This is a genomic window from Nocardioides bruguierae (assembly GCF_023656415.1).
Classification (GTDB): domain Bacteria; phylum Actinomycetota; class Actinomycetes; order Propionibacteriales; family Nocardioidaceae; genus Nocardioides; species Nocardioides bruguierae.
Genome location: NZ_JAMOIL010000024.1, coordinates 20,647 through 44,253, shown reverse-complemented (window position 1 = coordinate 44,253; position 23,607 = coordinate 20,647). Strand labels below are relative to the sequence as shown.

Sequence of the window (23,607 nt, the reverse complement as noted above, 5' to 3'; positions counted from 1 at the left end):
ACACCACAACGGGGGCTGTGGGGCGGGGTTACGCCCCGCAGGCGCGCTCGCCACCAGAAGTTACTTGCGGTTAACAATTCTTCCGCCCCGTCCGCCCGCGCCGGGTTCGCAGTACCGTCACCGACGTGCGCGCAATCCGTCGACTGACCGTCCGACCGGCGCTGCCGGCCCCGCTCGAGGCCCTGGGGGAGCTGGCCGGCAACCTGCGCTGGGCCTGGCACCCGGCCACCGGTGACCTGTTCGCCGCCCTCGACCCGCAGGCGTGGGAGAGCAGCGAGCACGACCCCCGTGGGGTCCTCGGCCTCGTCTCCCGCGACCGCCTCGAGGAGGCCGCGGCGGACCAGGAGTACGTGGCCCGCGTGGAGGCGGGCCGGGCAGACCTGCGCGCCTACCTCTCCACCGACCGCTGGTACCAGCGCGCGGCCCAGCAGGAAGCCCAGCAGGGGGCGGAGCCGACCTCGTGGCCGGCGGCCATCGGCTACCTCTCGGCCGAGTTCGGCGTCGCCGCGGCGCTGCCGCAGTACTCCGGCGGTCTCGGCATCCTCGCCGGTGACCACCTCAAGGCGGCCTCGGACCTGGGCGTCCCGATCATCGGCGTCGGCCTGCTCTACACGCACGGCTACTTCCGCCAGTCCCTGGACCGGCACGCCTGGCAGCAGGAGCACTACCCGCTGCTGGACCCCAACGCGCTGCCGGTGCAGCTGCTGCGCGAGGACGACGGCACGCCGGCGTCCGTCACCCTGGCCCAGCCGGGCGGACCGGACCTGGTGGCCCGCATCTGGGTCGCCTCGGTGGGGCGGGTGCCGCTGCTCATGCTCGACACCGACGTGAAGGGCAACCCGCAGCACTACGTCGACGTCACCGACCGGCTCTACGGCGGCGACGCCGAGCACCGGCTGCGCCAGGAGCTGCTGCTGGGCGTGGGCGGGCTGCGCGCCATCCGCGAGTACTGCCGCATCACCGGCCACGCCGCGCCCGAGGTGTTCCACCTCAACGAGGGCCACGCCGGCTTCCTGGGGATCGAGCGGCTGCGCGAGCTCACGGTGGCGGACGACGGGCCCCGGCTCGACCTCGAGGCGGCGCTGGAGGTGGGCCGGGCCTCGACCGTGTTCACCACCCACACGCCGGTGCCCGCCGGCATCGACCGCTTCCCCCGCACGCTCGTGGAGCAGTACTTCGCCGACCACGGCGGCGTCACCCCCGGCGTGCCGACCGAGCGGGTGCTGGCGCTGGGCTCGGAGGGCTACGAGGGCGGCGACCCGGGCGTGTTCAACATGGCGGTGATGGGCTTCCGGCTGGCCCAGCGCGCCAACGGCGTCTCGCGGCTGCACGGGCACGTCTCGCGGGAGATGTTCAACGGCCTGTGGCCCGACTTCGACATCGACGAGGTGCCCATCACCTCCATCACCAACGGCGTGCACGCGCCGACCTGGGTGGCCCGCGACGTGCTCGGGCTGGCCGCGGTCCGCGGCGCGGACCCGGACGGTGACGACACCAGTGCGTTCTGGCGGGCCGTCGAGGAGGTGCCGGACGCCGAGCTGTGGTCGGTCAAGCGCGCCCAGCGCGAGCGGCTCGTGAGCGAGGTCCGCCGCCGGCTGCGCGCCTCCTGGCTCCAGCGCGGCGCCACCCCCGCCGAGCTCGGCTGGACCGAGGAGGTGCTGGACCCCGACGTCCTCACGATCGGCTTCGCGCGTCGCGCCGCGTCCTACAAGCGGCTGACGCTGATGATGCGGGACCCGGCCCGGCTCACGCGGCTCCTGCTGGACCCCGAGCGACCCGTCCAGCTGGTCATCGCCGGCAAGGCGCACCCCGCCGACGACGGCGGCAAGCGCCTCATCCAGCAGATCGTGCAGCTCTCCGACGACCCGGAGCTGCGGCACCGCATCGTCTTCCTGCCCGACTACGACATCGCCATGGCCCAGCCGTTCTACCCCGGCTGCGACGTGTGGCTGAACAACCCGCTGCGCCCCTACGAGGCCTGCGGCACCTCGGGCATGAAGGCCGCCCTGAACGGCGGGCTCAACCTGTCGGTGCTCGACGGCTGGTGGGACGAGTGGTTCGACGGGGCCAACGGCTGGGCCATCCCGTCCGCGGACGGCCTGGAGGACCCCGACCACCGCGACGACGTCGAGGCGGCCGCCCTGTACGGCCTGGTCGAGCGCGAGGTCGCGCCGCGCTTCTACGACACCGACGCCGCCGGCGTCCCCACGCGCTGGACCGACATGCTGCGGCACACGCTGCTCTCGCTGTGCCCGAAGGTGCTGGCCAGCCGCATGGTGCGCGACTACGTGCGGCAGCTCTACGCCCCGGCGACCGCGAGCGCGCGCGCCCTGGGCGCCGACCACGCCGGCGCGGTGGCGCTGGCGGGCTGGAAGCAGCGGGTGCGCGAGGGCTGGCACGCCGTGCGGGTGGAGCACGTGGAGGGCAGCGGCGCCGCGCAGGGAGAGGTCGACGTGCCGGAGGTGGGGGACACCCTCACCGTGCGCGCCTTCGTCGCCCTCGGCGCCCTGGCCCCCGCGGACGTGGCGGTCCAGCTGGTGCAGGGCCGCGCCGGCGAGGCCGACGACATCCTCGAGCCGACCACCGCGGACCTGGGGCTGGCCGAGGAACTCGGCGGTGGCCGGTACCGGTACGAGGGCAGCGTCGAGCTGGCGGCCGCGGGCCCGTTCGGCTACACGGTGCGGGTGCTGCCGCACCACGCGGCGCTGGCCGCGCCAGCCGAGCTCGGGCTGGTCACCTACCCGCGCTGAGCGGGCGGGCGCCGGTCACCGCAGCTCGCGCAGCACCACCATGGTGCGGCGCCCCAGGACGAGGTGCTCGCCGACGTTGAACACCTCACCGACCGGGTGCTCGGCGTCGGTGGAGAGCACCACCTCGGCCTTCTGCACCCAGTCGTTCTCGGGCAGCAGCACGCGCTGGCGGGCCCGGCCGGGGTTGAACCAGAGCACGAACGAGTCGTCCACCTGCTGCTCCCCGCGCGGGCCCGGGGAGCGCAGCGGGCCGCCGGAGAGGAACATCCCGAACGAGGAGATGCCCGGGTCGTGCCAGTCCTGCGGGGTCATCTCCCGCCCCGAGGGGTGCAGCCACGCCATGTCCTTGGGGCCGCCGACGATGGTGGGCCGCCCCTCGAACCAGTGCCGCTGGCGCAGGGCCGGGTGGTCCTTGCGCAGCCGTAGCGCCCGCTTGGTGGTCTCGTACACGTCCAGCCAGGCGTCGTCGGCGCGCCAGTCGATCCACGAGGTCTCGTTGTCCTGGCAGTAGGCGTTGTTGTTGCCGCGCTGCGTGCGGCCGCGCTCGTCGCCGGCGGTGATCATCGGGACGCCGTTGGCCAGGCAGAGCGTCGCCATGAGGTTGGCGGCCTGCCGGCGCCGCAGCGCCAGCAGCGCCGGGTCGTCGGTCTCGCCCTCGACGCCGTGGTTCCAGGAGCGGTTGTTGTCGGTGCCGTCCCGGTTCTCCTCGCCGTTGGCCAGGTTGTGCTTGCCGTTGTAGGTGACCAGGTCGCGCACCGTGAACCCGTCGTGGGCGGTGACGAAGTTGATCGAGTTGTACGCCGTCCGGCCGTCGTCGGAGTAGAGGTCGGAGGAGCCCGCCAGGCGGGTGGCGATCGAGTGCACGCCCCAGGTCTGGTTGCGCCAGAAGTCGCGGACGACGTCGCGGAACTGGTCGTTCCACTCGGTCCACGGGGCCGGCATGCCGCCCACGAGGTAGCCGTCCATGGAGGCGTCCCAGGGCTCGGCGATGAGCTTGACGTGGCGCAGCACCGGGTCCTGGCCGATGGCGACGAGGAGGTCGGAGCCCATGTCCACGTCGTAGCCGGAGCGGGTCAGCGCCGACATCAGGTCGAAGCGGAAGCCGTCCACGTGCATCTCGGTGACCCAGTAGCGCAGGGAGTCCAGGATCAGCCGCAGCACGTTGGGGTTCTCGGAGTTCACCGTGTTGCCGCACCCGGTGATGTCCCAGTAGGTGTCGGTCGGCACGTCCTCGCTGCGCACGCGGCGGTAGTAGCCGAGGTCGTCGAGCCCGCGGAAGCTGAGCGTCGGGCCGAGCGGGCCGGCCTCGGCGGTGTGGTTGTAGACCACGTCGAGGATGACCTCGAGCCCGGCGCGGTGCAGGTCCTTGACCATCCGCTTGAACTCGGCGACCTGGTCGCCGCCGTCCCCGGTGGAGGAGTAGGCGCCGTGCGGGGCGAAGTAGCCCAGGGAGTTGTAGCCCCAGTAGTTGGTGCTGCCCCGGGCGGTCAGCCCCGGCTCGGAGACGAACTGGTGCACCGGCAGCAGCTCCACGGCCGTCACGCCCAGGTCGCGCAGGTAGTCGGTGACCGCCGGGTGCCCCAGGCCGGCGTAGGTGCCGCGCAGGTGCTCGGGCACGCGGTCGTGCAGCGCCGTCATGCCCTTGACGTGGCACTCGTAGATGACGGTGTCGCGCCAGCGGTAGTGCGCCGGGCTGTCGCCCTCCCAGTCGAAGGAGGTGTCGACCACGACGCTGCGCGGCACGACGGGGGCAGAGTCCAGCTCCGAGCGGCGCTCGGGCTCGCCGAAGACGTAGCCGAAGGCCGCCTCGGTCGGGTCGACCGTGCCGCTGACGGCCTTGGCGTACGGGTCGACCAGCAGCTTGTTCACGTTGAACCGCAGGCCGCGCTCGGGGTCCCAGGGGCCGTCGGCGCGGAAGCCGTAGCGGGTGCCGGGGGCGACGTCGGGCAGCGCGCCGTGCCAGATGCCCAGCGACTGCTCGGTGAGCTCGTGCCGCGTCTCCACCTCGCCGCCGACGCCGTCGGGGGCGAAGAGGCACACCCACACCGTGGTGGCGGCCGGGGCGCTGACCGCGAAGTTGGTCGACTCCGGGCTCCAGGTGGCTCCCAGGGGCCAGTTGCGGCCGGGCCAGACCTTGGCGGTCTGTCCGAGGTGCTTCCAGGTGACGGGCATGGGGTCGATCCTCCCACCACAGCCACGCAGCGCGGTGGGTGCGGGGAGCGTGACGCGTCTGACAGAGTGCCCGGTACCGACCGGGGTCGGGCTGCGACATCGTGGCCCGACGCGGGAACCGGGCAGTCACCAGCAGGAACCAGGCCGTCGGGCCTCCGGCACCGAACCACCAGCACGTCGCGCGGGCCCCCGCCGCGCCCCCACGAAGGAGAGCCGATGGCAGAGTTCGTCCACCTCGAGGTCGACGAGGGCGTCGCCACGATCAGGCTGGACCGGCCGAAGATGAACGCGATCAGCCTGGCCGTGCAGGCCGAGCTGCGCGCGGCGGCCGAGGAGTGCACCGACCGCGAGGACGTCGCCGCCGTCGTCATCACCGGCGGCGAGAAGGTCTTCGCCGCGGGCAACGACGTCAAGGAGATGGCGTCGATGTCGTACGCGGAGATGGTCAGCGTCATCGGACCGCTCCAGCAGGCGGTCACGGCCGTCGCGGAGATCCCCAAGCCCGTCGTCGCCGCCGTCAACGGCTACGCGCTCGGTGGCGGCTGCGAGCTCGCCCTGGCCGCCGACGTCCGCTTCGCCGCCTCGGACGCGGTGCTCGGCCAGCCCGAGGTGCTGCTCGGCATCATCCCGGGCGCCGGCGGCACGCAGCGCCTGGCGCGCCTGGTGGGGCCCTCCCGGGCCAAGGACCTGATCTTCACCGGCCGCTTCGTGCGCGCGGACGAGGCGCTCACGCTCGGCCTCGTGGACCGGGTGGTGCCCCCCGAGGACGTCTACACCCAGGCCTGGGAGTGGGCCTCGCAGTTCTCCGGCGCCGCGTCGCTGGCCCTGCGCGCCGCCAAGCAGGCGGTGGACGGCGGCCTGGCCACCGACCTGACCACCGGGCTGGCCCTCGAGCGGGCGGCCTTCGCGGGCTGCTTCGCCACCGCGGACCGGGAGACCGGGATGCGCTCCTTCGTCGAGGACGGGCCGGGCAAGGCCCGGTTCGAGGGGCGGTGACGGGCATGGCCGGCAAGACTGCTGCAGGCGTGCGTCGCGTGCGCACGCTCCTGGCCCAGCTGGTGTGGACGGCCGCCGTCGTGGTGGCCGCCGTGCTCGCCGTGGGCGCGCTGCTCGTCGCGATCGGTGCCAACACCGAGAACGACCTAGTCAGGTTCGTCCTGGACCTCGCCGACGGCGTCGACCTCGGCGTCTTCAGCCGGGAGAACGGCATCCGCCAGTTCGGCGGCGACAACGCCGAGGTGAAGAACGCCCTGTTCAACTGGGGCCTGGGCGCCGTGGCCTACCTCGTCGTCGGCCGCGTCGTCGCGCGGCTCGTCAGCCCCGGCAAGGCCTGAGCCTTGTGACCCAGCCCACCCACCGGGTGTGGGCACGTATGTGACCGGCGGGTAACATCGCCACCAGTCGAGACCACAGGAGGGACCCCTCGGGGTCGGACACCGCATGAACATTGTCGTTTGCGTGAAGTACGTGCCGGACGCCACCGCGAACCGGCAGTTCGAGGCTGACAACACGGTCGACCGCGTCGGCGTGGACGGTCTGCTCTCGGAGCTGGACGAGTACGCCGTCGAGCAGGCGCTCCAGCTCAAGGAGAAGGCCGAGGACCCGACGTCGGTCACCGTGACCGCGCTGTGCGTGGGTCCGGAGCAGGCCACCGACGCCGTCCGCAAGGCCCTGCAGATGGGTGCCGACGCCGGCGTCCTGGTCACCGACGAGGCCGTCGCGGGCTCGGACGCCCCCGCGACCTCGCTGGTGCTGGCCAAGGCGGTCGAGAAGCTCGCCGAGGAGAACGGCCAGGCGGACGTGGTCATGTGCGGCATGGCGTCGACCGACGGCGGCATGTCCGTGGTGCCGGCGATGCTCGCCGAGCGCCTCGGCCTGCCGCAGGTCACCTTCGCCTCCCGCGTCGAGGCCCAGGGCGACCAGGTCCGCATCAAGCGCGACTCCGACACCGCCACCGAGATCGTCGGCGGGCGGATGCCGCTGCTGCTGAGCGTCACCGACCAGACCGGCGAGGCCCGCTACCCCTCCTTCAAGGGGATCATGGCGGCCAAGAAGAAGCCCATGTCGACGTGGTCGCTCTCCGACATCGGCGTGGACGCCGGCTCCGTCGGTGCGTCCGTGGCCTGGACCGTGGTCGCCGAGACGACCGAGCGGCCGCCGCGCACCGCGGGCGAGATCGTCACCGACGAGGACGGGTCGGGCGCCGTGGCGCTGGCCGGCTTCCTCGCCGACAAGAAGTTCATCTGAGCAGGGCTGGAAGGAGACAGACATGAGTGAGGTCCTGGTCGTCGTCGACCACGTCGACGGCGCGATCCGCAAGCCCACCCTGGAGCTGCTGACCCTGGCCCGCCGGATGGGCTCGGCCTCGGCCGTGTTCATCGGCCCGGCCGACGCGGCCGCCGGCGCCGCCGAGAAGCTCGCCGCCCACGGTGCCGAGAAGGTCTACACCGTCGACGACGCGCCCCTGCGCGGCTACCTGGTCGTGCCGAAGGTCGAGGTGCTCCAGCACCTCGTCGAGAAGACGTCGCCTGCCGCGGTGCTGCTGGTCTCCGGCTCGGAGGGCAAGGAGATCGCCGCTCGGCTCTCCATCCGCACCGGTTCCGGCCTGATCACCGACGCCGTCGACCTCGACGCCGACGGCACCACCACCCAGTCGGTCTTCGCCGGCTCCTTCACCGTCAAGGCGAAGGTCACCACCGGCACCCCGATCATCACGGTGAAGCCGAACTCGGCCCCCGTCGAGGAGACCGCGGGCGCCGGCATCGTCGAGCCCGTCAGCGTGGCGATCAGCGAGGGCGCCAAGGCCGCCATGGTCGTGGCCTCCCAGCCGCGCAAGGCCTCGGGCCGCCCCGAGCTGACCGAGGCCGCCATCGTGGTCTCGGGCGGCCGCGGCACCGGCGGCGACTTCGCCCCGGTGGAGGCGCTGGCCGACTCGCTCGGTGCGGCCGTGGGCGCCTCGCGCGCCGCGGTCGACTCCGGCTGGATGCCGCACAGCTTCCAGGTCGGTCAGACCGGCAAGACCGTCTCGCCGCAGCTCTACGTGGCCAACGGCATCTCCGGCGCGATCCAGCACCGAGCCGGCATGCAGACCTCGAAGACCATCGTCGCCGTCAACAAGGACCCCGAGGCCCCGATCTTCGAGCTGGTCGACTTCGGCGTCGTCGGCGACCTGCACACGGTGCTGCCGAAGGTGACCGAGGAGGTCACGACCCGCAAGGGCTGAGCCGGTCCGCGGCCCCACGGGCCGCGACCCGCGTGCACGCGAGAGGGAGGGCGGCCGATCGGCCGCCCTCCCTCTCGTGCGTGCCCTAGGTTGAGGCCATGGCGCTCGCGCGGACGACCTGGCTGGCCCTCGTGCTCGGCGCGGTCGTCGGAGCGCTCTCGGCCGGCTACCTCGTCCTCGTGCGGCTTCTCACCGGGCTGGTCTGGGACGGCACCGAGCCGCGGCTGCCCGGCGAGGGCGCCTGGCAGGTGCTCCTCGTCTGCGTCGCGGGCGGCGTGGTGGTCGGCCTGCTCCGCGGGCGGCACGACAGGGACGCCCCGCACGACCTCGAGGACGTCCTGGCGGTGCTCGACGGCCTCACCGAGCCCGGCGCCGAGCGCACGCCGCTGCCGAAGGCCACCTGGCTGCTGCGGGCCGGGGCGCTGGGCGTGGTCTCGCTGGCGGCCGGCGCCTCGCTCGGCCCGGAGGCCCCGCTGCTGCTGATGGCCTCGGGCCTGGGTCAGCGCGCGGCCCGCATCCTGCGCGTCACCCGGCACGAGGCCGCCTACCTGTCCTCGGTGGGCGCCGTCAGCGGACTCTTCGGCGGGCCGCTGGGTGCCGTCGTCCTGCCCGTCGAGGGCAGTCGCCGCCCGGCCGAGAGCCACCGGCTGATCGGGGCCGGCGTGGTCGCCGCGATCAGCGGCCTGGTCACGCTCCTGGTGCTGCTGCCCGGGGAGGGGCTGCACCGCTACGCGCTGCCGGACCCCGGGACGCTCGACGGACGCCGGCTGCTCGAGGCGCTGCTGTGGACGGTGCCGGCCGCCGCCCTCGCGGCACTCGCGGGCCTGGCGCTGCTGCTGCTCATGGCACCGGCCCGCGGCCTGGCCGAGCGGGCACTGCCGCACCCGGTGCCGCGCGCGGCGGCCGGGGGAGCGGTGCTCGGCCTGCTCGGGGTGCTCCAGCCGCTCGCGCTGTTCTCCGGCGAGCACTCCGGGCAGGAGCTGCTCGACGCCGCCACGAGCGCCGGGGTCCTGGCGCTGCTCGGCGTCGCGGCGGCGAAGCTGCTCGCCACGCTGGCCTGCCTGTCGACCGGCTGGTTCGGTGGGCAGATCTTCCCCGTCGTCCTCTCGGGGATGGCGGTGGGCCTCGCCGTCGCCGTGCTCGCCCCCGACGTGCCCGTGGGGGCGCTGGCCGCGGCCGGTGGCGCCGCCGCCTGCGTGGTGCTGCTGCGCCGCCCGCTCGCGGTGGTGGCGCTCCTGCTGTTCTTCTTCCCGCTCAGCGCGATGCCCGGCCTGGCCGCCGGCGCCGCCGTGGGGATGCTGGTGCTCTCCATGCTGGGCGACCGGGTGCCGCAGCCGGCGCACGCCGGCGGGCACTAGCCCGGCTCAGGAGACCGCGGCCGCCAGCTCGGGCACGAGCACGTCGTAGGCCGCCTCGCTCAGGTGCAGGCCGTCCTCGTCGAAGGCGGCCTCGCCCAGGGTCTCGAGCAGGTCGCGGGTCTCCACCACCCAGCCGCGGCGGGCCCGGAAGACCTGCTCGGCGGTCTGGGCGTACCAGGACAGCGCGGCGTTGGTGCGGCCCTGCACGCCGGGACGGCCGGGCACGACGCCCGGCGGCATCACGTAGACCCAGCGCCGGGCGCGGACGAGGTCGACGACCGCGGTCAGGTGGGTGCGGAACGTCTCCCGCGGGGTGGCGGCCGCCGGGGCCGCGTCGTTGGTGCCGATCGAGAGCACCACCACGTCCTCCGGCGTCACGGCGTGCGCGCGGACCTGCGCGGCGAGGTCCGCCGCCAGGGCGCCGCCCACCGCTCCGTCGACCACCTCGACCCCGGGGGCCTGCGCACCGATCTCGGCGGCGCGCACCCCCAGGCGGGCCAGGTGGCTGTCTCCCAGCAGCACGATCCTCATGACCGCGAACCTAGCCGCGTCCGCGGGCCGACGCCCGATCGGGAGAGGTGTCTCACGCGCCTACCCTGGACCGGTGAGCACCCGCACCGCCGGCACCACGTCCGCCTCGACGCCCACCTCGACGGCCACGTCCTCCGGGGTCACCCCGGCCCCGACCAGCGAGGACGACGTCCGCGCCCTGGCGCGACGGGCCCGCACGGCGTCCCACGAGCTGGCGCTGGCGACCCGTGCCACCAAGGACGCCGCGCTGGAGACGATGGCCGCGGCCCTGCTGGCCGCCGAGGCCGAGGTGCTGGCGGCCAACGCCGAGGACTGCGCCCGCGCCGAGGCCGGGGGCACCCCGCCGAACGTCGTGGACCGGCTCCGGCTCACCCCCGACCGGCTCGCGGCCATGGCCCAGGGCCTGCGGGACGTGGCGGGCCTGCCCGACCCGGTGGGCGAGGTGGTCCGCGGCTCCACGCTGGCCAACGGCCTGGAGCTGCGGCAGCTGCGGGTGCCCTTCGGCGTCGTGGGGATGATCTACGAGGCCCGGCCCAACGTGACCGTCGACGCCGCCGGCATCTGCCTGAAGTCCGGCAACGCGGTGCTGCTGCGCGGCTCCTCCAGCGCCGCGGGCAGCAACGCCGCCCTGGTCGCGGTGCTGCGCGAGGCGGCGGCCCGGGCGGGGCTGCCGGCCGACGTGGTGCAGCTGGTGCCGGCCGACTCCCGCGACACCGTCACCCACCTGATGCGGGCCCGCGGCGACGTCGACGTGCTCATCCCGCGCGGCGGGGCCGGGCTGATCCAGGCGGTGGTGCAGGGCTCGACCGTGCCCGTGATCGAGACCGGCGTCGGCAACTGCCACGTCTACGTCGACGCGGCCGCCGACCTCGACATGGCCCTCGCGATCGTCCTCAACTCCAAGACCCAGCGCACCAGCGTGTGCAACAGCGCGGAGTCGCTGCTGGTGCACCAGGCCGTGGCCGAGGAGTTCCTGCCCCGCGTGGCCGCGGCCCTGCGCGAGCAGGACGTGACGATCCACGGCGACGCGGCGTTCGCGGCGCTGGAGGGCGTGCTGCCCGCCACCGACGAGGACTGGGGCACCGAGTACCTCGCGCTGGAGATCAGCGCCGCCGTCGTCCCGGACCTGGACGCGGCGGTGGCCCACGTGCGGCGGTGGTCGTCCGGGCACACCGAGGCGATCGTGACCGGCGACCTCGCCGCCGCCCGCCGGTTCACGGCGATGGTCGACTCCGCCGCGGTGATGGTGAACGCGTCGACGCGGTTCACCGACGGCGGTGAGCTGGGCTTCGGCGCGGAGATCGGCATCAGCACCCAGAAGCTGCACGCGCGCGGCCCGATGGGGCTCACGGAGATGACGTCGACGAAGTTCGTGGTCACCGGGGACGGCCACGTGCGCTGAGCGGCGCCCGCCCGGCTAGGATGTGCGCATGCTGCAGCTGATCGCCATGGCCGCCGAGGCCGAGCACGAGGTCAACCACGCCCTGTCCTGGGGCATCGGTGCCATCACGCTCGGCATCCTCCTGGGCCTGATGTTCATCCTCCTCGCCTTCGCCGGTGGCCGCGAGCACAGCTGATCCCGTCGTGGCAGGCTCCGCGCCCGAGCCGGTGACGGGGCCCGAGCCGACCGCTCCACGTGCGCCCGGTCGACGCCGGGTGGGCATCATGGGCGGCACGTTCGACCCGATCCACCACGGGCACCTCGTCGCGGCCTCCGAGGTCCAGTCCTGGTACGACCTGGACGAGGTCCTCTTCGTGCCCACCGGCGACCCGTGGCAGAAGTCCGGCCGCGGCGTCACCGAGGCCGAGCACCGCTACCTCATGACGGTCATCGCCACCGCGGCGAACCCCCGGTTCAACGTGAGCCGGGTCGACGTCGACCGCGACGGCCCGACCTACACCATCGACACGCTGCGCGACCTGCGTGACCGGCTGCCCGACACGGACCTGTACTTCATCACGGGTCTCGACGCGCTGGCCGAGATCTTCACGTGGCGCGACGCCGGCGAGCTCTTCGAGCTCGCCCAGTTCGTCGGGTGCACCCGCCCCGGGTACACCATGGACGAGCAGACGCTCGCCGCCATCCCGGCGGACCGGGTGACGATCGTGGAGATCCCCGCCCTGGCGATCTCCTCCACGGACTGCCGCCGACGCAAGCAGCGCGGCGAGCCGGTCTGGTACCTCGTCCCCGACGGCGTCGTCCAGTACATCGCCAAGCACGACCTCTACCCGGCCACCGGCGAGCAGCCGCGCGGCCACCTCCGAGGAGACTGACGCACACCCCATGACCGCCACCGACCACGCCCGCGACCTCGTCGTCGCCGCTGCCCGTGCGGGCAGCGACAAGCTCGGCACCAACATCATCGCCTTCGACGTCTCCGAACAGCTGGCGATCACCGACGCCTTCGTCCTCGTCTCGGCCGCCAACGACCGCCAGGTCAAGGCGATCGTGGACGAGGTGGAGGACAAGCTCCGCGAGATCGGCGCGAAGCCGATCCGCCGCGAGGGCGAGAAGGACGGTCGCTGGGTCCTCATCGACTACGGCGACGTGGTCGTGCACGTGCAGCACGAGGAGGAGCGGCAGTTCTACGCCCTCGAGCGGCTGTGGCGCGACTGCCCGCTGATCGCGCTGCCCGCGGACGTCACCACCGGCGACGACGCGCGGGGCTGACCGCGTGGCCGACGTCGTCGAGACCACGGGCGGCCGCCGCCTGGTGCTGCTGCGCCACGGCCGCACGCCCTACAACCACGCCCGCGTCGTGCAGGGGCACATCGACTCCTCCCTCGACGACGTCGGGCTGCGCCAGGCGGCCGCGGCCGCCCCGGTGGTCGCGGGGCTGGAGCCGGAGCACGTGTGGTGCTCCGACCTCACCCGTGCGCGGCAGACCGCCGAGCCGCTGCTCGCGGCCACCGGCCTGGACGCCACCTACGACGCCCGCCTGCGCGAGTTCCACCTGGGCGAGCGCGAGGGCCTCTCGCACCCGGAGTACCAGGCGGCGGCGCCGAGCGAGTACGCGACCTTCGTGACGGGCGACTTCGACGTCGTGGCCGGCGGGGAGCGCACCGCCGCCGTGGGGGAGCGCATGGTCGAGGCCCTGCGCGAGCTGCTCGGCCACACCTCGCCCGGGCGCACCTCGGTGGCCGTCTCGCACGGCGCCGCGATCCGGGTGGCCACCGTCGCGATGCTCGGCTGGTCGCTGGACGCCTCCCGCAGCATGCGCGGCCTCGACAACTGCGGCTGGGTCGAGCTGGTCGAGCACGGCGACACCACGGCCGGCTTCCGCCTGGGCGCCTACAACCGCGTCGTCCCTGGTCAGCACGCCTGAGACGGGTCGGCTGCGACCCCGATTTCGCCTCCCGGGCGCCGTTGGTCTAGTGTTTCACCTGTCGCCGCGAGGGGCCGCAAGGTCGCCGGACGGAGAGACAGCCTGGGGCTGTGGCGCAGTTGGTAGCGCATCTGCATGGCATGCAGAGGGTCAGGGGTTCGAGTCCCCTCAGCTCCACCCAGGTCGGAAGCGGCTCCCGCACAGCGGGGGCCGCTTCCGTCGTTCTAGCCGGGTCCTCAGGCGGCCTACCCCGTCACCGCGCAGGTCATGCCGATGCTCCCGCGATGGGTTCCGCTGCGGTGCTTTCGCCGGCGGCCCGTCACCTGTCGAGCCCGTGTCTCGTTGCTCCACCGATCCCGCCCTCGACCGGGCGGCCCGGACCTGGTGGAGGACCCATGGGACACGACGACGCCCCCGGTGGGCACGAGACGCTGCGCGAGCTGCACACGGTCGTGCCCGCGAGCCTGTTCTGGGACCTGGGCCGTGAGCTCGGTGCCGGGCCCGCGGGTGAGGCAGCGGGTGAGGCTGTGCCCGAGGTCGTGGCCGAGGAGGGCGCGGCCCGTGAGCAGCACCTCCTGGACTGGGTGTACGGCGCCACGGACGTCCCGCCCAGCACGTGGGCACCCGAGGACGAGGCGCCGTCCTCCGACCCCTACGAGCCGCCGACCCCGCGCGGGCTCGGGTGGCTCTCGCCCGACCAGCTGCCCGGGCTCGCCGCGCGGTTCCTCGACGACGGCGATCCGGACGACGACGCCCCCGGCCGGTAGGTCCGGCCGGGGGCGACAGGGGTGCGCCGGGTAGGGGTCAGTCGACCGCCATCTCGCCGAGGGCGGACCAGTCCGTGCCGGGCACGGTGGTGCTGACGATCCGCGGCGTCGCCTGCAGGTAGCCGGGCAGCGTCGCAGTGGCGGTGCGGAAGTGCTCCGAGCCCACGTGGGCGGCGCCGGCCGCGTCGTCGGCGAACGCCTCGGTGAGGAAGTACTCGTGCGGGTCGTCGAGGGCGCGTGCCCAGTCGAACCAGAGGCAGCCCGGCTCGGCGCGGGTGGCCTCGGTGAACTCCCGCGAGATCGTGGGCCAGTCCTCGGCGTGCTCGGGCTTCACGAGGAATCGTGCGGTGATGAAGATCAACTCTGCGCCTTTCGTTGAGTGGCGTGGGGCGGGGGAGGGTGCTCAGGGGACGAGGATCGCCCGGCCGCGCACGCGCCCGCCGTCCAGGTCGTCCAGGGCGGTCTGGAAGTCGTCGAGCGCGTACGTCTGGGTGTGCAGCGTGACGGCGCCGCGCGCGGCGAGCGCCATCAGGTCGCACAGGTCGTTGTACGTCCCGACGAGGTTGCCGATCACGTTCTTCTCGGCCGAGATGAGGTCGATGGTCGGCACGTCCACGTTCTCGCCGTACCCGACCACGTGGTAATCACCCGCCTGGCGGGTCATGGCCAGGCCCTCCGACGTCGAGCCGTTCTCGCCGACGAAGTCGACGACGACCTCTGCGCCGGCGCCGCCGGTCAGGTCGAGCACCTCGTCCACCTGCTTGCCCTCCGCCACGACCGCCTCGTCGGCGCCGATCGAGAGTGCGAGCTTCACCGCGTCGGCGTTGCGGTCGACCACGACGAGGCGGGCCGGCGAGAGCGCCTTGAGCGCCTGGATGCCGATGTGCCCGAGGCCGCCGGCGCCGATGACGACGCAGGTGTCGCGCGGGGTCAGCCGACGGGCCGCCTTCGCGGCCGCGTGGTAGGCGGTGAGGCCCGCGTCGGCCAGGGCGGCGACGGCTGCGGGCTCGAGCGAGGCGTCCAGCTTCACCACGCTGCGGGCGGAGGTGCGCAGGTACTCGGCGTAGCCGCCGTGGGTGTCGATCCCGGGGAACAGGCTGGTCTCGCAGTGCACGTCGTCGCCCGAGCGGCAGGCACGGCACAGGCCGCACGTGGCCAGGGGGTGCAGGATGACGGGGTCGCCCTCGGCGACGTGGGTGACGGCCGAGCCGACGGCGGCCACCCAGCCCGCGTTCTCGTGCCCGATCGTGTAGGGCAGCGTGACGCCCGACTTCTCCTGCCACTGACCCTCGAGGATGTGCAGGTCGGTGCGGCACACGCCGGCGCCACCGATCTTCACCACCACGTCCCACGGGTTCTCGGGCACGGGGACGGGAAGCTCCGTCATCTCCAGCGGCTGGTGGTAGCCGACCACCTGGACGGCGCGCATGGTCTCGGTCATCGCTGGGTCTCCTTCTGTGCGGTGGTGGGGGTGGCGGCGTGGTACGTGGTGTCGGCCGGCTCGGACCCGTCCGCGCGGCGGGTCTGGTCGGCGTCGGAGCCGGGGTAGCGGGTGCGGAGCAGGCCGCGGCAGAAGTGCGCGTTGCCGTCCACCGAGACCCGCGTGGAGCGGGCCCGGCGCAGCGCCATCGGCACCTGCTCGCGGGGGTGGGGGACGCCGGCGGCGTCGACGAGCACGGGGGCCTCGTCGTCCGTGCGCAGGCCGAGGGCCTCGCGCCGGCGCAGGAGGGCGTCGCGGTGCTCGCCGGCGGCGAGGTCGCCCAGCACCACGTCGGCCAGGGCCTCCTCGGTCAGCGTGTCGTCGGCGCGCAGGAGGTCGGTCAGGCAGCGCTCCATCGCCGCCGTGTGCGCCTTGCGCCGGAAGGTGGCGCGCAGCTCCTCGAGGCTGGAGGCCTCCTCGGCGGCGTAGGTGCCGGCCCAGCCGGAGCCGCTGGCCAGGCCGGCGTTGATCACGGCGGAGTCGTGGTGCTCGTCCAGCTCGACGACGACGCGGCCGGTCCACTCGAGCGCGGTGAGCACGTCCTGGGCGTCGCCGGCCATGAGGTAGGCGAAGCTGGGGGAGCAGAAGGACGTGGGCAGCCGCAGGTGCACCTCCACGTCCGTGCTGCCGTGGGAGCCGGGCGCGACGGCGAGGCTGCGCACGAACCCGAGGTCGGTGACCGGCTCGTCCAGCTCCGGGTCGAGCACCACGTCGAGCGCGTCGTAGGCCTCGCGCGCCAGGCCGGTGTGGCGGGTGCGCGGGTCGACGTCGAGCAGCCGGTCCTCGAGCGGGGGCGCCAGGGGGTCGGGCAGGAACGTGGTCATCGGCCGGCCCCCACGAGGGAGTCGCGGTCCCCGGCGGCGGGCTCGCGCGGGCCGGTGGCGGTCTCGCCGGAGTCGGCGAGGTCCTCGGGCAGGCGCAGGTGCTCGGGCACCTCGATGCCGTACATGGACGCGGCGTTGAGGCCGAGGATCTTCTTCTTCTGCGCGAGCGTGAGCGGGGCGTACTCCGTCATGTCCTCGGGGATCTGGAAGTCGACGAACCGCTCGACCAGCCACCGCGGCGTCCAGATCGAGTAGTCGGAGGAGAACTGGATGCGGTCCTCGCCGATCCAGTAGAGGAGCTCGCCGATGATCTGCGCGAAGTACCGCGGCCGGGAGTGGATGAACGGCATCGCCACCGCGAGGCCGCCGTGCACGTTGGGCTCCTGGGTGGCGATCCAGCAGAAGTCCTCCAGGCGCGGGAGCCCCACGTGCTCGACGATGAAGTTCAGGTCGGTGAAGTCCGAGGCGCAGGAGTCGATGTCGGCGACGTCGAAGGCGTCGCGGTCCAGCGGCCGGATGGTGGGGCCCTTGTGGATGTGGATGTTCTTGATCCCGACCTCGCGGCAGACCTCGAGGTAGCGGTAGGTCCACGGGTCGCGCATCGACCAGCCGCGGGAGTCGCCGTGCCACTCGGCGGTGTAGAGCTTCACACCCTGGAGCCCGAAGCGCTCGGCGTCGGCACGCAGCTGGTCGAGGCCGGCCTCGCCGTTGCGGGGGTCGAAGTTGTGGTTGTAGGTCAGCTTGTCCGGGTGCGCCTGGGAGAGCGCGAACGCCTCCTCGGTCTGCCCGAAGCCGGTCTTGTAGAACTCGCCGAGGTAGGCGGGCTGGAAGATCGCGTGGTCGACGTAGCCGTCGGTGAACAGGTCCTTCATCAGCCGCTCGCCACCGGCGTAGAGGAACTCCTCGTGCCCCCAGAGCTCGGACTCGGGGGAGAGGTTGCGGTGGTAGTCGTAGAAGCAGTCGATGAACTGCTCGCCGTGCACGTTGCGCTGGTTCTCGCGTCGGGCGTCCCACAGCGCCACGTGGGCGTCCACGATGAAGTAGCTCTCGCCGTCCTTGGTGTACATGCCTCTCCTCTCCGCGCCGGCTCCGTGTCGCGGGCCGGCGGGTCGGTGGTGGCGTGACCGCTGTCACGTCGTGGTGGCGACGCTAGGAGCGGGGAGCGACGGCATTCAGGGGTGACGCGTCTCACTTTGAGACCGGGCGGCGTCTCAGAATGAGACGCCTGCGGCGCGCGGTCCGTCGGGGGTGCTCTGTAACGTGGCTCACATGGACGACGGGGTGCCGCAGCGCGCGAGGCTGCACGCCGACCTGGCCGGCGCCGCGGCCCGGCCGGCGCCGCGGCTCGTCGCCTCCTGGCAGCGCAGCGAGTCCTACGGCGTCCCGCTGGAGGACGTGCCGCCGGTCTTCACCGGCGCCTCCGACGCGGAGTCGCTGTTCACCGAGTGCGGACGCCGGGTGCTGGCCGACCTGGCCCACACGCTCGCCGACCAGCCGGTGAGCCTCATGCTCACCGACGCCGCCGGCCTGGTGCTCGACCGGGTCTCCGGCGACCACGGCCTGCTGCGGGCGCTGGACAAGGTGCACCTCGCCCCCGGCTTCACCTACGCCGAGCAGGACGTCGGCACCAACGGTCTCGGCCTCGCGCTGGCCGACCGGGTGCCCACCGTCGTCCGGGCCGAGGAGCACTACGCCCTGACCCTGTGCACCTACACCTGTGCGGCCGTGCCCGTGCTCGACCCGCTCTCCGGACGGCTCGAGGGCAGCGTCAACCTCACCACCTGGGCGTCCTCGCCGGCCGACCTGCTGCTCGCCCTGGCACGCTCGGCGGCCTCCACGACCTCGGCGATGATGCTGGCGCGCGGCGCCGGGCAGCGGCCCCGCCCCACACCGCGCGGCGAGGTCTTCCGGGTCGAGGCTCCCCGCGTCGTCGACCCCGGCGCCCCGGACCTCGGCGAGGCGTGGTCGCGGGCGCTGACGACCGCGACCGACGCCCTGCGCGGCGGGGACGTCGTGGCGGTCGTGGGGGAGCAGGGCACCGGACGCGGCACGCTGGTCGCGCAGGCGGCCCGGGCCGTCTCCCCGCGCACCCGGGTGCTCGCCGCGAGCGCGCCGGACCCCGCCGACGCCCAGCAGTGGCTCGACCTGTGGACCCCCGAGCTCGGCAAGCCCGACACGGCCGTGGTCGTGCGCGACGTCGACCGGCTGCCCACGTGGGTGGCGGAGCGGCTCCGGGACCTCGTCGTCCGAGCCCGCGTCGCCGGCGGTGCCCCGTCGGTGCCGGTCGGGCTCACCGCGGCCCGCCTCGAGGACGTGCCCGCGCCGCTCGCCGGCCTCGTCGGGTCCGTGGCCCCGCTGCCCCCGCTGCGCGAGCGCCCCGACGACGTGCTGCCGCTCGTGCGGCGAGTGGCGGCCTCCGCCCGGGGCCGTCCCGTCGAGGTCACCGGCGCCGCCGAGCGGGCGCTGCGCGAGCACGCCTGGCCCGGCAACGTCACCGAGCTGGTGACCGTGGTGCGCGCCGCGGTGGGGCGGGCGGACGTCGTCGACGTCGCGGCGCTGCCCGCCGAGGTGCTCTCCGGCTCCGGGCACCGGCTGACCCGGATCGAGGCGTTCGAGCGCGACGAGATCGTGCGCGTGCTCTCGCGGCCGGGCGTGACGATGCGGGAGGCGGGCGAGGAGCTCGGCATGTCGCGGGCCACCGTGTACCGCAAGGTCGCTCAGTACGGTATCCACGTGCCTCGTGCCTGATCTCTCCCTGCGCGCGTCCCGGCCCGCCCACCGGCCGACCGTCGTCGCGCTGCTCGCGCTGGGGACGCTGCTGACGATGTCGGCGTGGTTCTCCGCGACGGCGGTCGTGCCGCGCCTGCGCACGGACTGGGACCTGGGTGCCGGCGGCGTCGCGTCGCTGACGATCGCGGTGCAGGTCGGGTTCGTCCTCGGCGCCCTGGGCACGGCGGTGACCGGGCTGGCCGACGCGGTCGCGCCGCGCCGCCTCGTCCTGGTGGGGTCGTGGACGGCGGCTGCGTGCACGGCCGGCCTCCTGCTGTGCGACGGGCTGGCCGCGGCCCTGCCGCTGCGGGCCGCGACGGGCGCGGCGCTCGCCCTGGTCTACCCGCCGGCGGTGCGGGAGGTGGCCGCGTGGGTGACGCGCGGACGCGGCCTCGCGCTGGGCGTGATGATCGGTGCGCTCACCCTCGGCTCGGCGCTGCCCCACCTGGTGCAGGGCGTCGACCTCGGCGCCGGGTGGCGGCCCGTGGTCGCCGCCACGGCCGTGCTCACGGCCCTGGGCGGCGTGGTCGTGCTGGCGGTGCGGGGCACCGCGCCCGGGCTGGTGCTCGCGGGGGAGCGGCGGCCGGTGAGCCTGCGCGCCGGGCTGGCCTCGCTGCGCCACCGCCGGGTGCTGCTGGCCGACCTCGGCTACGTCGGCCACATGTGGGAGCTGTACGCGATGTGGGCCGGCGTCGCCTCGCTGCTGGCCTCGCTGCCCGGGCTCGCGGGCGGGGACGGTGCCGACCGGACCGTCGCCCTCCTCGCCTTCGGCTGCATCGGCGTCGGTGCGCTCGGCTGCCTGGTCGGCGGCGTGCTGAGCGACCGCTGGGGCCGGGAGCGGGCCGCCGGGCTGGCGCTGGTCTGCTCGGGGGCCACGGCGCTGCTGCTCGCGGTGGGGCACGCCCGGTGGCCGGTGGGCGTCGTCGTGGCGCTGTGCGCGGTGTGGGGCTTCTGGGTCATCGCGGACTCCGCCCAGTTCAGCGCCCTGGTCACCGAGGCGGCCCCGCCGGAGGGCGTGGGGGCGGCGCTGGCGGTGCAGCTGGCGCTGGGCTACTCCACGACGGTGCTGACCCTGTGGCTGGTGCCCACGGTCGTGGCCGCGTCCGGGTGGGGCGTGGCGCTGCTGCTGCTCGCGCTCGGGCCGGCCGCGGGTGCGGTGGCCATGGCACGTCTGCACGGGCTGCGGTCGCCGGTGGCCTGACGGGCCACCCCCGGACGGTCTGGACCACCGAACGTTCACCTGGCCGCCGTCCGCCCTCCACGCACAGGTCCCTCGCAGCACCACCCGGGCTCCCTAGGTTCCCCGACGACCACCCGGCCACCGCGCCGCCCGGCCCTCCGGGCAGGCGGCGTCGGCGCGCCCCCCACTCCTCGAGGAGCCTCCCCGCATGACCACCACGCCCCAGCGCCCCGTCGAGCAGCCGGTCGCCGGCGCCCGCCGCCTGCTGTCGATCACGCCGACCGGTACCACCCGGCACGGCTCGCGTGACCTCATGACCTGCAAGTTCAAGTGCGGCAACGCCTGCGACCACCCGGTGCCGAACCGGTCCGGCAACGCGCACATCGGCGCGGAGGTCACCAAGGTGATCGCGCGCCGCTCCCTGCTGCAGGCCTCGGGCGTCGGCGCCGGTGCGCTGGTGCTGGGTGGTCTCTCGGCCGCCGCGGCCGGCGGCGCCGCCGCGGCCGCCCCCGCCGTCGGGCAGCGGGTGACGACCAGCCTGGCGACCACCGCTTTCACCTCGGTCAAGCCCAACCGTCGCGACGCCGTGGTGACCGCCAAGGGCTTCGACTGCGACGTGCTGATCAGCTGGGGCGACAAGGTCGAGGCCGGCGCTCCCGCGTTCGACGCCTACGCGCAGACCCCCGAGGCCGCGCGCCAGCAGTTCGGCTACAACAACGACTACGTGGGCGTCCTGCCGATCCCCGGCAGGAAGAAGCGGGCGCTGCTCGTGACCAACCACGAGTACACCGACGACGACCTGATGTACCCCGCGGGCGTGTACACCGACCTCGAGACCAAGGCGATCTCGATGAGCTCGATCGGGCTGTCGGTCGTCGAGATCCGCCAGGGCCTCGTGCCCGGCTCCTGGCTGCGGGCCACCGCGCTGGGCCGGGCGAGGTACAACCGGCGCGTCCACATCGGCACCGAGTTCAAGGTCGACGGGCCCGCCGCCGGCTCCGACCTGCTCGTCACCGACGCCGACCCGACCGGCTCCCGCGTCCTGGGCACCCTCAACAACTGCTCGGGCGGCACGACCCCGTGGGGCACGGTGCTCTCGGGCGAGGAGAACTTCAACCAGTACTTCGACGCCACCACCGGCCTCCCGGAGCAGTACGCCACCCAGTGCGCCCGCTACGGCATCTCCGGGTCGGGCACCGGCTGGTACGAGGTCGAGGAGCGCTTCGACCTCTCCGCCCACCCGCACGAGGCGCACCGCTTCGGCTGGGTCGTCGAGCTCGACCCGTTCATGCCCGGCTCGCGCCCCGTCAAGCACACGATGCTCGGCCGGCTCAAGCACGAGGGCGCCAACGTCTCCCTCTCCGACGACGGCCACGCGGTGGCCTACATGGGCGACGACGAGCGTGGCGACTACCTCTACAAGTTCGTCTCCCGCGACACCTACCGCCCCGGCAGCAGCCGCAGGGCCCACCGGCACAACAAGACCCTGCTCTCGGCCGGCACCCTCTACGTCGCGCGCCTGACCGGTGACGGCACCGAGGACGGCCGCTACGACGGCACCGGTGAGTGGATCCCGCTGGCCGACGAGACGCAGTCCTTCGTCGACGGCTTCACGCTGGAGGAGGTCCTGGTCTTCACCCGCCTGGCCGCCGACGCCGTGAGCCCGACCGCCATGGACCGCCCCGAGGACGTCGAGCCCAACCCGGTCAACGGTCGGGTCTACGCCGCGCTGACCAACAACTCCCAGCGCGGCAGCTCCTTCGAGCCGGACGAGGCCAACCCGCTCACGACCTCGATGGTCCGCTCCGCCCCGGGGCAGCCGCTGACCGAGGCGAGCGGCAACCGCAACGGCTACGTGCTCGAGATCGTCCCCGGCGGCGGGAACCGTACGAGCCTGATGAAGGGCGACCACGGCGACACCTCCTTCACCTGGAACCTCATGCTGGTCTGCGGCGACCCGGACGCCGAGGAGACCTACTTCGCGGGCTACGACAAGTCGCTGGTCAGCCCCATCAGCTGCCCCGACAACGTGGCCTTCGACTCGGTGGGCAACCTCTGGGTCTCCACCGACGGCAACGCGCTGGGCTCGAACGACGGCATCTTCCGCGTGCCCGTCAAGGGCCCCGAGCGCGGTCACGTGCAGCAGTTCGTCACGATGCCGTACGGCGCGGAGGCCTGCGGGCCGCTCGTCGCGGACGACGACCAGTCGCTGTTCTTCGCGGTGCAGCACCCGGGCGAGATCTCCGGGTCGACGTTCGAGGCGCAGGCGTCCACCTGGCCGCACACCGACGACTTCCCGCGTCCCTCGGTCTGCGTGGCGTTCCGCCGGCAGTGACCCGCTGACCGCCGCCCCCCTCGGGCGCCCGGCACGACCCCCCACGACCCCCTCGGCCTCACCCGAGGGGGTCGTGTCGTCCCGGGCTCGGGCGGGCATGGGGACGGTGTGCGTGGCACAGCCGGACCGGACCCACAGGGTCCGATCAGGGCAGCCTCACCTTTCTGGAATTGATCCAGAAAATGTGCTGGAGTGTCACCACTCGCCCCGCAGAAGCAGAAGGACCGAAGGAGCACCTCATGACTCAGGACACCCAGACCCCCACCCGCTCGGCCCGCGTGTTCACCGGCTCGGAGACCCTCGGCACGAACATGAACCAGTTGCTGGTCGACCTCACCGACCTGCACATCCAGGGCAAGCAGGCGCACTGGAACGTGGTCGGCAAGAACTTCCGCGACCTGCACCTGCAGCTCGACGAGCTCGTCGACGCGGCCCGCGAGTTCTCCGACGACGTGGCCGAGCGCATGCGCGCCCTCTACCTGGTGCCCGACGCCCGCGCCGTCACGATCGCCAACACCTCCACCCTGCCGCCGTTCCCGGCCGAGGAGGTCTCCACCACCGAGACGGTCGACCTGATCACCTCCTCGGTCTACGCCGTGACCTCGACCGGTCGTCGCATCCACGACGCCACCGACGCCGAGGACCCGACGACGGCCGACCTCATCCACGGCATCCTCGAGCGCCTCGAGCAGCTCGCCTGGATGATCGACGCCGAGAACCGCGTGCCGGGTGAGGGCGTGCGCTCGATCCACGCCTGAGCGCCCCCAACCCGAGCAGGCTCCTCGACGGCCGGCCGACCCCACCCGGGGCGGCCGGCCGCCGGCGTCCGGGATGCCTGGTCAGGTCGGCAGGGGTTAGGATGCCCACGTGGCACACACCCTGCTTCTTCCCT

General features: G+C 73.7%; 22 protein-coding genes and 1 tRNA gene. 17 read left to right on the top strand and 6 right to left on the bottom strand.

The window, feature by feature from the left end; all coding sequences use genetic code 11:
• Window positions 1–125 precede the first annotated feature (125 nt).
• Window positions 126–2,750: an alpha-glucan family phosphorylase gene (gene glgP / locus M8330_RS16545; protein WP_250828224.1), complete on the top strand. Its 2,625-nt coding sequence runs from the start codon at window positions 126–128 to the stop codon at window positions 2,748–2,750.
• A gap of 15 nt (window positions 2,751–2,765) precedes the next feature.
• Here glgP and glgX read toward each other — a convergent pair whose 3' ends face one another.
• The gene (gene glgX, locus M8330_RS16540; RefSeq protein WP_250828223.1) at window positions 2,766–4,922 is read right to left on the bottom strand and encodes a glycogen debranching protein GlgX; all 2,157 of its coding nucleotides are present in this window, start codon (window positions 4,920–4,922) and stop codon (window positions 2,766–2,768) included.
• Between the two features lie 216 nt (window positions 4,923–5,138).
• Between glgX and M8330_RS16535 the strand changes: the two genes are divergently transcribed.
• The 5 genes from M8330_RS16535 (at window position 5,139) to M8330_RS16515 (ending at window position 9,503) form a co-directional block, all read left to right on the top strand.
• A complete protein-coding gene (locus tag M8330_RS16535) occupies window positions 5,139–5,918 on the top strand; it encodes an enoyl-CoA hydratase/isomerase family protein (RefSeq protein ID WP_250052513.1) in 780 nt (259 codons plus the stop codon).
• A gap of 5 nt (window positions 5,919–5,923) precedes the next feature.
• Window positions 5,924–6,256 carry a hypothetical protein gene (locus tag M8330_RS16530; protein ID WP_250828222.1) on the top strand — a complete coding sequence of 111 codons (333 nt, stop codon included), beginning with the start codon at window positions 5,924–5,926 and terminating at the stop codon, window positions 6,254–6,256.
• A gap of 124 nt (window positions 6,257–6,380) precedes the next feature.
• On the top strand, window positions 6,381–7,169 hold the full coding sequence (locus tag M8330_RS16525; RefSeq protein WP_250052509.1) for an electron transfer flavoprotein subunit beta/FixA family protein: 789 nt from the start codon (window positions 6,381–6,383) through the stop codon (window positions 7,167–7,169).
• 22 nt (window positions 7,170–7,191) lie between these two features.
• Window positions 7,192–8,145, top strand: coding sequence for an electron transfer flavoprotein subunit alpha/FixB family protein (locus M8330_RS16520; protein ID WP_250828221.1), 954 nt, complete (start codon window positions 7,192–7,194; stop codon window positions 8,143–8,145).
• 98 nt (window positions 8,146–8,243) lie between these two features.
• Complete coding sequence (locus M8330_RS16515) at window positions 8,244–9,503, top strand: chloride channel protein (RefSeq protein ID WP_250828220.1); 1,260 nt, start codon at window positions 8,244–8,246, stop codon at window positions 9,501–9,503.
• Window positions 9,504–9,509: 6 nt separating this feature from the next.
• Here the strand turns inward: M8330_RS16515 and M8330_RS16510 are convergent, their stop codons facing one another.
• Window positions 9,510–10,034 (bottom strand): SGNH/GDSL hydrolase family protein, encoded by a 525-nt coding sequence (locus M8330_RS16510; protein WP_250052504.1) that lies wholly within the window; start codon window positions 10,032–10,034, stop codon window positions 9,510–9,512.
• A 73-nt stretch (window positions 10,035–10,107) separates the two neighbouring features.
• Between M8330_RS16510 and M8330_RS16505 the strand changes: the two genes are divergently transcribed.
• From M8330_RS16505 to M8330_RS16475, 7 genes are all read left to right on the top strand, one after another.
• Window positions 10,108–11,436 carry a glutamate-5-semialdehyde dehydrogenase gene (locus M8330_RS16505; protein WP_308196303.1) on the top strand — a complete coding sequence of 443 codons (1,329 nt, stop codon included), beginning with the start codon at window positions 10,108–10,110 and terminating at the stop codon, window positions 11,434–11,436.
• Window positions 11,437–11,464: 28 nt separating this feature from the next.
• A complete protein-coding gene (locus tag M8330_RS16500) occupies window positions 11,465–11,611 on the top strand; it encodes a hypothetical protein (protein WP_250052502.1) in 147 nt (48 codons plus the stop codon).
• 31 nt (window positions 11,612–11,642) lie between these two features.
• On the top strand, window positions 11,643–12,308 hold the full coding sequence (gene nadD, locus M8330_RS16495) for a nicotinate-nucleotide adenylyltransferase (protein ID WP_308196305.1): 666 nt from the start codon (window positions 11,643–11,645) through the stop codon (window positions 12,306–12,308).
• 10 nt (window positions 12,309–12,318) lie between these two features.
• Window positions 12,319–12,705: a ribosome silencing factor gene (gene rsfS, locus M8330_RS16490; protein WP_250052498.1), complete on the top strand. Its 387-nt coding sequence runs from the start codon at window positions 12,319–12,321 to the stop codon at window positions 12,703–12,705.
• A gap of 4 nt (window positions 12,706–12,709) precedes the next feature.
• The gene (locus M8330_RS16485) at window positions 12,710–13,360 is read left to right on the top strand and encodes a histidine phosphatase family protein (protein ID WP_250828218.1); all 651 of its coding nucleotides are present in this window, start codon (window positions 12,710–12,712) and stop codon (window positions 13,358–13,360) included.
• Window positions 13,361–13,464: 104 nt separating this feature from the next.
• Window positions 13,465–13,537 (top strand) — tRNA-Ala (locus M8330_RS16480).
• A gap of 218 nt (window positions 13,538–13,755) precedes the next feature.
• The gene (locus M8330_RS16475) at window positions 13,756–14,127 is read left to right on the top strand and encodes a hypothetical protein (protein ID WP_250828217.1); all 372 of its coding nucleotides are present in this window, start codon (window positions 13,756–13,758) and stop codon (window positions 14,125–14,127) included.
• Window positions 14,128–14,164: 37 nt separating this feature from the next.
• Here the strand turns inward: M8330_RS16475 and M8330_RS16470 are convergent, their stop codons facing one another.
• Genes M8330_RS16470 through M8330_RS16455 form a run of 4 tightly spaced genes read right to left on the bottom strand, consistent with a single transcriptional unit; the run spans window position 14,165 to window position 17,498 of the window.
• Window positions 14,165–14,488, bottom strand: a complete 324-nt coding sequence (locus M8330_RS16470; protein WP_284704841.1) for a putative quinol monooxygenase — start codon at window positions 14,486–14,488, stop codon at window positions 14,165–14,167.
• Window positions 14,489–14,530: 42 nt separating this feature from the next.
• A complete protein-coding gene (locus tag M8330_RS16465; RefSeq protein WP_250828215.1) occupies window positions 14,531–15,568 on the bottom strand; it encodes an NAD(P)-dependent alcohol dehydrogenase in 1,038 nt (345 codons plus the stop codon).
• Window positions 15,565–16,431, bottom strand: coding sequence for an iron-sulfur cluster assembly protein (locus tag M8330_RS16460; RefSeq protein WP_250828214.1), 867 nt, complete (start codon window positions 16,429–16,431; stop codon window positions 15,565–15,567). Before M8330_RS16460 ends, M8330_RS16465 begins: the two co-directional genes overlap by 4 nt.
• Window positions 16,428–17,498: an amidohydrolase family protein gene (locus M8330_RS16455; RefSeq protein ID WP_250828213.1), complete on the bottom strand. Its 1,071-nt coding sequence runs from the start codon at window positions 17,496–17,498 to the stop codon at window positions 16,428–16,430. Before M8330_RS16455 ends, M8330_RS16460 begins: the two co-directional genes overlap by 4 nt.
• Before the next feature lie 202 nt (window positions 17,499–17,700).
• Between M8330_RS16455 and M8330_RS16450 the strand changes: the two genes are divergently transcribed.
• The 4 genes from M8330_RS16450 (at window position 17,701) to M8330_RS16435 (ending at window position 23,473) form a co-directional block, all read left to right on the top strand.
• Window positions 17,701–19,179, top strand: a complete 1,479-nt coding sequence (locus tag M8330_RS16450) for an AAA-type ATPase lid domain-containing protein (protein ID WP_250828212.1) — start codon at window positions 17,701–17,703, stop codon at window positions 19,177–19,179.
• Window positions 19,172–20,401: an MFS transporter gene (locus M8330_RS16445; protein WP_250828211.1), complete on the top strand. Its 1,230-nt coding sequence runs from the start codon at window positions 19,172–19,174 to the stop codon at window positions 20,399–20,401. Before M8330_RS16450 ends, M8330_RS16445 begins: the two co-directional genes overlap by 8 nt.
• Before the next feature lie 187 nt (window positions 20,402–20,588).
• The gene (locus tag M8330_RS16440; protein WP_250828210.1) at window positions 20,589–22,715 is read left to right on the top strand and encodes a PhoX family protein; all 2,127 of its coding nucleotides are present in this window, start codon (window positions 20,589–20,591) and stop codon (window positions 22,713–22,715) included.
• A gap of 239 nt (window positions 22,716–22,954) precedes the next feature.
• Window positions 22,955–23,473 (top strand): Dps family protein, encoded by a 519-nt coding sequence (locus tag M8330_RS16435; protein WP_250052484.1) that lies wholly within the window; start codon window positions 22,955–22,957, stop codon window positions 23,471–23,473.
• Window positions 23,474–23,607 lie beyond the last annotated feature (134 nt).